Source organism: Streptococcus infantis, assembly GCF_047460405.1.
In the GTDB taxonomy this organism is placed as follows: Bacteria; Bacillota; Bacilli; order Lactobacillales; family Streptococcaceae; genus Streptococcus; species Streptococcus infantis_Q.
Genome location: NZ_JASHGH010000002.1, coordinates 152,323 through 161,432 on the forward strand (window position 1 = coordinate 152,323; position 9,110 = coordinate 161,432).

A 9,110-nucleotide genomic window follows, 5' to 3' on the forward strand; every position below is an offset into this window, starting at 1 on the left:
TTTACATGATAACGTTTTCGTTATTTCTGTAGAGACTACCAACAAAGGGAGTTTCCAATTCTTGGATATGACATTGTCTCACTTTTTTGACAAATTTCTCTTTTCCTAAACGGCTAACCAGTTCTTCCACTTCTTCTGTTGGAACATAAAGTTGCAGATAACGGTGTTTTTTAGAGTGGTAACAAATATCACCATAATTATCGAGTTTTTTTGCATCACGATTATAGTATAGGTAGATAATCAGACCAGACCGATTCTCTTTTTGAAACATATTACAACTTCCTTCTAACAATCTTCTTACTATTATATCAAAAAAAGCAAACTCAGTCGAGTTTGCTTCAAAAGATTAATTCAAAGAATTATTAGCCATGATTTCATCAATGAAACCATATTCAAGTGTTTCTTGAGCGCTCATCCAGTAATCACGTTCAGCATCTGCATGGATTTGCTCAACTGATTTACCAGAATTATCTGCAAGAATTTGCTCCAAAGACTTACGAGTTTTAAGCAAGTGCTCAGCCGCAATAGCCATATCTGTCTGTTGCGTACCACCACCAGTACCACCCATCGGTTGGTGAATCATGTACTCTGCATTTGGAAGCATGAAGCGTTTGCCCTTAGCACCACTTGATGCGATAATAGTTCCCATTGAGGCAGCCATACCCATAACAATCGTTTGTACGTCTGCTTTGATGAAATTCATAGTATCTACAATTGCCAAACCAGCTGAAACTGATCCACCTGGTGTATTAACATAGAGGTAGATATCTTTAGTGCTGTCTTGAGCATCCAAGAAGAGCAACTGAGCAATAACTGAGTTTGCCATATTGTCTTCAACTGGACCTGTCAGCATGATGATGCGGTCTTTCAAAAGACGAGAGTAGATATCGTAGGAACGTTCCCCACGACTTGTTTGTTCAATTACTACAGGAATCATTGATTTCTCCTTTTAACTTTTATTTTTGTTAGTCACATGACTGAAGTTATGACTATTATAATACCTTGGTCAAAAAAGGTCAAATTTTTGATATATTTTCATATATACTTTTAAATTAAGTGATGAAAATTACTTTTTCCAATTAGAAGGAGAAAAACCTACATACTTAGTTCCCTTGTATTCTAAATGCTCCAATTTCCCAATAACATCCTGCTCATTTTTAGTCACAGTACATCGAAAGCGGATTTCTTTGCCACTTAATAAATCATCTATTTCTTGTTCAGAAAATTCATGATTACACCATTTATGTTTAAAACGAACTTTCTTCCCATTCCAAACACCAACGACATAATGGCCATTATTACTACGTTGCCATTCATCTGATTCATCTAGATAATCATCCATGGCTTCATTAACTAAATCATCGTAAGACTCGGCGATATTCTCTTCTACACCTAAAATCTCTTCCCAATCGATTCCCATGTCAAATTTCTCTATTCTTTATTCTTATTTAGTACCGAACAAGCGGTCTCCTGCGTCACCAAGACCTGGAACGATATAGCCATGTTCGTTCAAACGTTCATCCAAAGCTGCTGTAAAGATTTCTACATCTGGGTGAGCTTCTTGAAGAGCTTTTACACCTTCTGGAGCAGATACAAGGCAGACAAATTTGATGTTTGATGCTCCACGTTTTTTGAGGGAATCAACAGCCAAGATTGCAGAACCACCTGTTGCAAGCATAGGGTCAACCACAAAAATTTGACGTTGGTCGATATCTTCAGGTAATTTTACCAAGTATTCTACTGGTTGAAGAGTTTCTTCGTCACGGTACATACCAATATGTCCAACTTTGGCTGCTGGAACCAAGCTCAATAGCCCATCGACCATCCCGATACCTGCACGCAAGATTGGAACAATTGCCAATTTTTTACCAGCCAATTGTTTTTGGACTGTTTTTGTGATAGGTGTTTCGATTTCAACGTCTTCAAGCGGAAGATCACGAAGTACTTCATATCCCATCAACATAGCAATTTCATCTACTAACTCACGAAAAGCTTTTGTAGAAGTGTCTGTACGACGCAAGATTGACAATTTGTGTTGAATGAGTGGATGATTAATGACTTCAAGTTTTCCCATTTTCTGAATTCCTTCTTTCAATTTATTCTTCTTATTATATCAAAAAATGGTTTAAAAATCCTTCTAAACCATCTTTTTTTTTAATTTTTAAATCAAGTTAGCTTCTTGAAGAGCTGCTTGTACTGTCTCAAGCGGTAAGTGGGTCAACTCAGTCCCTTTTTCACGATAGAGATACTGGGCGTAGTCGTCCATACGGTACTGGTTAATATAAACGACACGCTCACATCCTACCTGAAGCAATTGCTTGGTGCAGTTGAGACAAGGAAAATGAGTAACGTAAGCTGTAAATCCTTTTGGAACGCCACGCTCTGCCCCTTGTAAAATAGCATTAACCTCAGCATGAAGAGTGCGGACACAGTGGCCCTCAATCACCAAACAGTCATGGTCAATACAGTGCTCCGTTCCTGATACAGAGCCATTATAACCTGTTGAAATAACCTTATTATCCTTGACTAAAACAGCTCCTACCTTGGCGCGTTTACAGGTTGAACGATTGGCAATCAATAGGGCTTGAGCAGCAAAATACTCATCCCAAGCCAGTCTTTTTTCTGTCATAACTTCTCTCCTCCTGATCTATTTTTTGAAAAATGGTAGGCGTAAATCTGCGATTTTTTCAGCAGGAACCTTCATTCCATCCTTGATCCATTTAAGCAAAACTGATACGATGGCAGAACTCCAAAAAGAATGCAGGTAAGAGCTGACTCCTTTTGATTTTCCATAGTATTTTTCTAAAAACTCTTGCATGGCTTGCACAAAGATTTTTTCCAAGTGGTAGTCCAAGGCAAGCTGAATAACCTTAGCCTCTTTCTTGGCTTCTCTAAAGAGGCGAACCCAAACCAGATAGAGGTCCGTTTTAACATCGTAATGGCTCAATTGCTCCATAATGTTATGGACGCTTCGTTTAAAGACACTTTCTAAGATCTCTTCTTTGGAGTCATAGTTTCGATAAAAGGCTGCACGGGAAACACCAGCACGTTTGACCAACTCAGAAATGCTAATCTTTGTCAATTCCTTTTTCTCCAAGAGTTGCAAGAGAGCTGTTTCGATAGCTTCTCTGGTCAGTAAATTGGATTCTTGATTGGATTTTCTGAGATTTTCAAGTGAATTTTCAGAAATTCTTCGTTCGGCCATAACACTTCCTTTCTACTTGTGACGACAGAGCAATGAGACTTTTGTTTTAAGCACTTTCATGATATAATTGTAGAAAAAGACAGAACCTTTGTCAATGTATAAGTGATAAAGATGGAGAATTTCTATGACTTGGAAGATTGTAGCTGACTCTGGTTGTGATTATCGTCAATTACCTACTCCTGCGATTGACACTGAATTTGTAAGTGTTCCTTTAACTATCCAGATTGAAGATCAAGTCTTTATCGATGATGCTAGCCTTGATATTGACCAGATGATGGAAGCGATGTACGCTTGTCCACACGCTTCTAAATCAGCTTGTCCTAGTCCGGACGACTATATTCGTTCTTTCGAAGGTGCTAAAAATATTTTTGTAGTAACCATTACGGGGACTCTTTCTGGTAGTTATAATAGTGCACGTCTGGCAAAAAATATTTACCTAGAAGAACATCCTGACACCAACATCCATATCATTGATAGCCTATCTGCTGGTGGTCAAGTTGACCTTTTTGTTGAAAAAATCAACGAACTGATCGATCAAGGTCTATCATTCGAGGAAGTTGTGGAAGCTATCACTGCTTATCAAGTAAAAACCAAACTTCTTTTTGTTCTTGCTAAGGTGGATAATTTGGTTAAGAATGGTCGCTTGAGTAAACTGATCGGTACAGTTGTTGGGCTCCTCAATATTCGTATGGTTGGGGAAGCAAGTGAAACTGGAACCTTGGAACTCCTCCAAAAGGCTCGTGGTGCTAAAAAATCTCTTCAAGCTGCCTATGAAGAGTTAATCAAAGCTGGCTATGCTGGTGGACGTATCGTCATGGCTCACCGCAGTAATGATAAATTCTGCCAACAGCTCTCAGAGCTCTTACGTGAAAAATTTCCACAAGCTGAAATCAAGATTATCCCAACCTCTGGACTCTGCAGTTTTTATGCAGAAGAGGGTGGACTCCTCATGGGATATGAAATTGACTAATTTATATAAGACAGAGGTCGGGATTCAATGTCCCGACCTCAATTTTTATCAGCAATTATCTTTTCTACTGTAGCTGAGTAGACTTTTGTACTGACAATTTCATCTTGTCAATACATAAGTTTGAAGAAGCCACCGGTTTGATAAAGATTCACGGGACTAGGTACTATCATGCAAAACTTGATCTACCGATTTCTGTCCCTCCGTCTTTTTTATGGTACAATACTCTTATGAAACATTTTGATACTATTGTAATCGGGGGAGGCCCGGCTGGTATGATGGCTACGATTTCAAGTAGCTTTTATGGGCAGAAAACCCTTCTCATCGAAAAAAATCGAAAACTCGGAAAAAAATTAGCTGGTACTGGTGGTGGGCGCTGCAACGTGACCAACAATGGATCTCTAGATGACCTATTAGCTGGCATCCCTGGAAATGGCCGCTTTCTATACAGTGTCTTTTCCCAGTTTGACAACCATGATATCATCAACTTTTTTACTGAAAATGGCGTAAAACTCAAGGTCGAAGACCATGGCCGCGTCTTTCCAGCCAGTGACAAATCTCGGACCATAATTGAAGCTTTGGAAAAGAAAATTATTGAACTTGGTGGGCAAATTGCTACTCAAACAGAAATTGTTTCAGTTAAAAAGATAGACGACCAGTTTATCCTGAAATCACCAGACCAGACCTTTACTTGTGATAAACTCATCGTCACAACTGGTGGAAAATCCTATCCTTCTACTGGCTCTACTGGTTTTGGTCATGAGATTGCTCGCCATTTCAAACACACCATTACCGAGCTTGAGGCTGCTGAAAGTCCATTGTTGACTGATTTCCCGCATAAGGCCTTGCAGGGAATTTCCCTAGACGATGTGACCCTAAGCTATGGCAAGCATGTCATCACTCATGACCTGCTCTTTACCCACTTTGGTTTATCAGGTCCTGCTGCGCTACGCATGTCTAGCTTTGTCAAGGGTGGGGAAATTCTCTCTCTAGATGTCTTGCCACAACTTTCAGAAGGTGACTTAGTTGACTTTTTAGAAGAGAACCGTGAAAAATCCTTGAAAAATGCCTTAAAAGCTTTACTCCCTGAACGCTTGGCAGAATTTTTTGTCCAAGGATATCCTGAAAAAGTCAAACAACTAACTGAAAGAGAACGCGATCAACTTCTCCAGTCTATCAAGGCACTCAAAATCCCTGTGACAGGAAAAATGTCCTTGGCTAAATCCTTTGTTACCAAAGGAGGTGTTAGTCTCAAGGAAATCAATCCTAAAACGCTGGAAAGCAAACTGGTTCCTGGCCTTCACTTTGCAGGAGAGGTCCTAGATATCAACGCCCATACGGGTGGCTTTAACATCACTTCTGCCCTCTGCACTGGCTGGGTGGCAGGCTCAAACTTAATCTATAAATGATTTAGTATCTAAGGATGTTAGATAAGAAAGGAACTACTTTGGAACATATTATCTTACTAAGGGGAGTTACTCCTAATGGAAAAAATGCTATCCCTAAAATGTCTTATCTAGTAGATATCTTGATAGAGGCTGATTTTCAACAAGTTCGAACCTATATTCAAAGTGGGAATATCATTCTTGAAAGTAACTTATCTCTGGAAGAAATACGAGAACAGGTTCACACTCTAATAAAGGAAAAAATTGGTGCTGATTTAAAAATGGTAATCAAGAACAAAAATGATTTTGCAAAAATTGTCCAAGAAAACCCATTTGGAAAACACTATCTTTTTGACCGAATACATGTGATCCTTTTTCAAAATGATATCCAAAGTCTACCATTAGAAAAATTGGATAGTGACTATGGTGAAGAAGAGATTTGTATCGGCAACCATTGTCTTTACCTCTATCTCCCTAGAACTGCAAAACGAAAAAAACTTAATACCAACTATCTTGAAAAGCTGTTCGGCGTTGATCTGACCATGCGAAAGTTAAACGTGGTAGAAAAATTACTAACAAAATAGGAAAAATAATATGAGCAGAAGAGAATCAGTCGAATTTGTCAACATGTGCTTGATTAAAAATGGGGACAAGGTCCTAGTTCAAGACCGAGTTAGTCCTAACTGGCCTGGCATTACTTTTCCTGGTGGCCATGTTGAACGTGGCGAATCCTTTGTCGATGCTGTCATTCGCGAAGTGAAGGAAGAAACTGGTCTGACCATTTCTAAGCCTCAACTCTGTGGTATCAAAGATTGGTATGATGACGAGGACTATCGTTATGTTGTCCACTTTTACAAAACAGAACACTTTACTGGTGAGCTCCAATCTTCAGACGAAGGAAATGTCTGGTGGGAGGATTTTGAAAATCTACCTCATCTAAAATTAGCTACTGAGGATATGTCTGACATGCTTCGTGTTTTTCTAGAAGAGGACCTCAGTGAATTCTTTTACTATAAGGATGGAGAAGACTGGTCTTACCAACTCAAATAACAGTAAATCGGCAGAGGTCACTCCGCCGATTTTTATTTTGTCTGAGCTCTAACATAGTGAGCAATGACATCTGATGTGTACTGAGCTGTCCCTGGGCCAAATTTGTCAATATTTTCCTTAAACTCTGGATTATAGACATAGCCTTTTCCGATATGACCGAAGACTTCCATAGAACAGTCAAATCCATAAGTACGAATAGCTTGCAAGAGCTTGGCTGCTTCCTCTTGGTTTTCAGATGCTGTTATCAGCAGACCAGATTGTAGATTTTGTGCCAAGGCTTGAAAGATTTGATTAAAGGCTGTTGTAGCCTCATCCTCTCGTCCTTTTTGACGCTCTAGAGCCTGGTCCATGACTTCCTGGCCATATTTCTCTACTGCCTCTTGGTGGTATTTTTGATTGTCTTGATAGCTAAATCCAGTGAATTTTTCTTGAATGGTCATTTTTATTTCTCCTTTTTGTTCTTGAATGGTTTTTTGTAAGGTTGAAATTAAGGTATCCAGATGTTGTCTTTCTCGAGTCAGGTAATCCAACTGTCTCGTCAAATGTGGTAACAAGTCCGTCTTTTCTTCCTTCAATAGCTCTGCTATTTTTTCTAAAGAAAAGCCTAGATACTTGTAATAAAGGATAACCTGAAGTCGTTCTAAATCTTCTTGACTGTAGGTTCGATAGCCGTTTTCTGACTTTAATGGAACCAAAAGTCCAATCTTGTCATAATGGTAGAGGGTCTTGACGGAGACACCTGAAAGTTGCGCAGCTTCTTTGATATGGTACATGATTTCCTCCTCACATAAATAGTATATACCCTCCCCTTTGAGGAGAGTCAAGTATTTTATCATATTTTTTATAAAAACATGAAAATCGCTTTCTTGACAGACTTGAAAAATCATGATAGGATAATCAAGTCTATCAATCAAAGAATAAGCTCAAAAGAGCAATTGAGAGAAGGCTATTTGACAACTCAAGTAGCCTTTTATTATTTAGAAATAGATTGGAGTTTAACAATGTCTGAAAAATCGCAATGGGGCTCAAAACTGGGCTTTATCCTTGCATCTGCAGGTTCTGCTATTGGTCTTGGGGCCGTTTGGAAGTTCCCTTATATGACCGCTGCCAATGGTGGGGGAGGTTTCTTACTGGTCTTTCTTATCTCGACAATTTTAATTGGTTTCCCTCTTCTACTGGCTGAGTTTGCCCTTGGTCGAAGCGCTGGCGTGTCAGCAATCAAAACCTTTGGCAAGCTTGGAAACAATCAAAAGTACAACTTTATTGGTTGGATTGGTGCCTTTGCTCTTTTCATCCTTCTCTCCTTTTATAGTGTCATTGGGGGTTGGATTCTGGTATACCTTGGTATCGAGATTGGAAGATTATTCCACCTAATCGGAAATGGAGATTATGCCCAGCAATTCTCTTCCATCATTTCTAATCCAGTTATTGCTTTAGGAGCTCAAGCAGCCTTTATCTTCTTGAACATTTTCATTGTTTCACACGGCGTTCAAAAAGGGATTGAAAGAGCATCTAAGGTTATGATGCCCCTACTTTTTATCATCTTTATTGTTATTATCGGGCGTTCTCTCAGTTTGCCAAATGCCATGGAAGGCGTCGTTTACTTCCTCAAACCTGAGTTTTCAAAACTAACAAGTGCTGGACTTCTCTATGCACTGGGTCAATCTTTCTTTGCCCTATCCCTTGGAGTTACAGCCATGCTGACCTACGCTTCCTACCTAGACAAGAAGACCAAGCTGGTCCAATCAGGAATGTCCATTGTAGCCTTGAACATCTCAGTTTCTATCATGGCGGGACTTGCGATTTTCCCTGCGATGTCAGCCTTTAATATCCAATCTGAAGGTGGACCAAGTCTCCTCTTTATTGTCTTGCCGCAACTCTTTGATAATATGCCTTTTGGTACTATTTTCTATATTCTCTTTCTCTTGCTTTTCCTCTTTGCGACGGTCACTTCTTCTGTCGTTATGCTGGAAATTAATGTTGGAAATATCACTGACCAAGATAACGAAAAACGTAATAAATGGAGTCTTATTTTAGGTATCTTGACCTTTATCTTTGGTATCCCTTCAGCCCTATCTTACGGTGTCATGGCGGATGTTCAAATCTTGGGGAAAACCTTCTTTGATGCTATGGATTTCTTGGTTTCCAACCTCCTCATGCCTTTCGGTGCTCTCTGCTTGTCCCTTTTTACAGGCTATATTTTTAAGAAAACACTGGCAATGGAGGAACTTCATCTTGATGAAACACCTTGGAAACAAGGACTTTTCCAAGTCTGGCTTTTCCTTCTTCGTTTCATCATTCCAATTATCATTATCGTGGTCTTTATCGCCCAATTTATGTAAATACAAAAAAGGACTTGAGAATATCTCTCAAGTCTCAGAACGAAGACAAACGTCATTTTTGGCGTTTGTCTTTTTCTCTTTTCAAAAATGGTTTGTCTCATCATCTGATATTCCATTCAAAAATCTGTATTTGAGAAAAATAAAAAGGGATATTCCCTATC

Annotated in this window: 12 protein-coding genes; 5 read left to right on the forward strand and 7 right to left on the reverse strand. The window is 39.3% G+C overall.

Going from position 1 to position 9,110, the window contains the following annotated elements:
- Nucleotide 1 precedes the first annotated feature (1 nt).
- From QM928_RS01710 to QM928_RS01735, 6 genes are all read right to left on the reverse strand, one after another.
- Nucleotides 2-271, reverse strand: coding sequence for a YlbG family protein (locus tag QM928_RS01710; protein WP_049549362.1), 270 nt, complete (start codon nt 269-271; stop codon nt 2-4).
- A gap of 75 nt (nt 272-346) precedes the next feature.
- A complete protein-coding gene (gene clpP, locus QM928_RS01715; protein ID WP_075232208.1) occupies nt 347-937 on the reverse strand; it encodes an ATP-dependent Clp protease proteolytic subunit ClpP in 591 nt (196 codons plus the stop codon).
- 129 nt (nt 938-1,066) lie between these two features.
- Complete coding sequence (locus QM928_RS01720) at nt 1,067-1,420, reverse strand: DNA topoisomerase I (RefSeq protein ID WP_075232209.1); 354 nt, start codon at nt 1,418-1,420, stop codon at nt 1,067-1,069.
- Between the two features lie 24 nt (nt 1,421-1,444).
- Complete coding sequence (gene upp / locus QM928_RS01725) at nt 1,445-2,074, reverse strand: uracil phosphoribosyltransferase (protein WP_000517029.1); 630 nt, start codon at nt 2,072-2,074, stop codon at nt 1,445-1,447.
- A gap of 87 nt (nt 2,075-2,161) precedes the next feature.
- Nucleotides 2,162-2,629, reverse strand: coding sequence for a deoxycytidylate deaminase (locus QM928_RS01730; RefSeq protein WP_000136981.1), 468 nt, complete (start codon nt 2,627-2,629; stop codon nt 2,162-2,164).
- Between the two features lie 18 nt (nt 2,630-2,647).
- Nucleotides 2,648-3,205, reverse strand: coding sequence for a TetR/AcrR family transcriptional regulator (locus QM928_RS01735; RefSeq protein WP_000840875.1), 558 nt, complete (start codon nt 3,203-3,205; stop codon nt 2,648-2,650).
- Between the two features lie 124 nt (nt 3,206-3,329).
- Between QM928_RS01735 and QM928_RS01740 the strand changes: the two genes are divergently transcribed.
- From QM928_RS01740 to QM928_RS01755, 4 genes are all read left to right on the forward strand, one after another.
- A complete protein-coding gene (locus QM928_RS01740; RefSeq protein ID WP_075232210.1) occupies nt 3,330-4,175 on the forward strand; it encodes a DegV family protein in 846 nt (281 codons plus the stop codon).
- Between the two features lie 227 nt (nt 4,176-4,402).
- Entirely contained in the window at nt 4,403-5,581 is a 1,179-nt protein-coding gene (locus QM928_RS01745; RefSeq protein WP_075232211.1) for an NAD(P)/FAD-dependent oxidoreductase, read from the forward strand.
- 38 nt (nt 5,582-5,619) lie between these two features.
- Nucleotides 5,620-6,141: a DUF1697 domain-containing protein gene (locus tag QM928_RS01750; protein ID WP_075232230.1), complete on the forward strand. Its 522-nt coding sequence runs from the start codon at nt 5,620-5,622 to the stop codon at nt 6,139-6,141.
- Between the two features lie 10 nt (nt 6,142-6,151).
- A complete protein-coding gene (locus QM928_RS01755) occupies nt 6,152-6,607 on the forward strand; it encodes an 8-oxo-dGTP diphosphatase (RefSeq protein ID WP_075232212.1) in 456 nt (151 codons plus the stop codon).
- A gap of 32 nt (nt 6,608-6,639) precedes the next feature.
- Here the strand turns inward: QM928_RS01755 and QM928_RS01760 are convergent, their stop codons facing one another.
- Complete coding sequence (locus QM928_RS01760; RefSeq protein WP_414294260.1) at nt 6,640-7,380, reverse strand: MerR family transcriptional regulator; 741 nt, start codon at nt 7,378-7,380, stop codon at nt 6,640-6,642.
- Nucleotides 7,381-7,608: 228 nt separating this feature from the next.
- On the opposite strand from QM928_RS01760, the gene QM928_RS01765 reads away from it, so the two are divergent.
- On the forward strand, nt 7,609-8,949 hold the full coding sequence (locus QM928_RS01765) for a sodium-dependent transporter (RefSeq protein ID WP_414294259.1): 1,341 nt from the start codon (nt 7,609-7,611) through the stop codon (nt 8,947-8,949).
- The last annotated feature ends 161 nt before the right edge of the window (nt 8,950-9,110 follow it).

What these genes read in the sequence shown, in the direction of transcription:
- QM928_RS01710 (WP_049549362.1), bottom strand. Translation starts at nt 271, where the DNA reads ATGTTTCAAAAAGAGAATCGGTCTGGTCTGATTATCTACCTATACTAT.
- clpP (WP_075232208.1), bottom strand. Translation starts at nt 937, where the DNA reads ATGATTCCTGTAGTAATTGAACAAACAAGTCGTGGGGAACGTTCCTAC.
- QM928_RS01720 (WP_075232209.1), bottom strand. Translation starts at nt 1,420, where the DNA reads ATGGGAATCGATTGGGAAGAGATTTTAGGTGTAGAAGAGAATATCGCC.
- upp (WP_000517029.1), bottom strand. Translation starts at nt 2,074, where the DNA reads ATGGGAAAACTTGAAGTCATTAATCATCCACTCATTCAACACAAATTG.
- QM928_RS01730 (WP_000136981.1), bottom strand. Translation starts at nt 2,629, where the DNA reads ATGACAGAAAAAAGACTGGCTTGGGATGAGTATTTTGCTGCTCAAGCC.
- QM928_RS01735 (WP_000840875.1), bottom strand. Translation starts at nt 3,205, where the DNA reads ATGGCCGAACGAAGAATTTCTGAAAATTCACTTGAAAATCTCAGAAAA.
- QM928_RS01740 (WP_075232210.1), top strand. Translation starts at nt 3,330, where the DNA reads ATGACTTGGAAGATTGTAGCTGACTCTGGTTGTGATTATCGTCAATTA.
- QM928_RS01745 (WP_075232211.1), top strand. Translation starts at nt 4,403, where the DNA reads ATGAAACATTTTGATACTATTGTAATCGGGGGAGGCCCGGCTGGTATG.
- QM928_RS01755 (WP_075232212.1), top strand. Translation starts at nt 6,152, where the DNA reads ATGAGCAGAAGAGAATCAGTCGAATTTGTCAACATGTGCTTGATTAAA.
- QM928_RS01760 (WP_414294260.1), bottom strand. Translation starts at nt 7,380, where the DNA reads ATGTACCATATCAAAGAAGCTGCGCAACTTTCAGGTGTCTCCGTCAAG.
- QM928_RS01765 (WP_414294259.1), top strand. Translation starts at nt 7,609, where the DNA reads ATGTCTGAAAAATCGCAATGGGGCTCAAAACTGGGCTTTATCCTTGCA.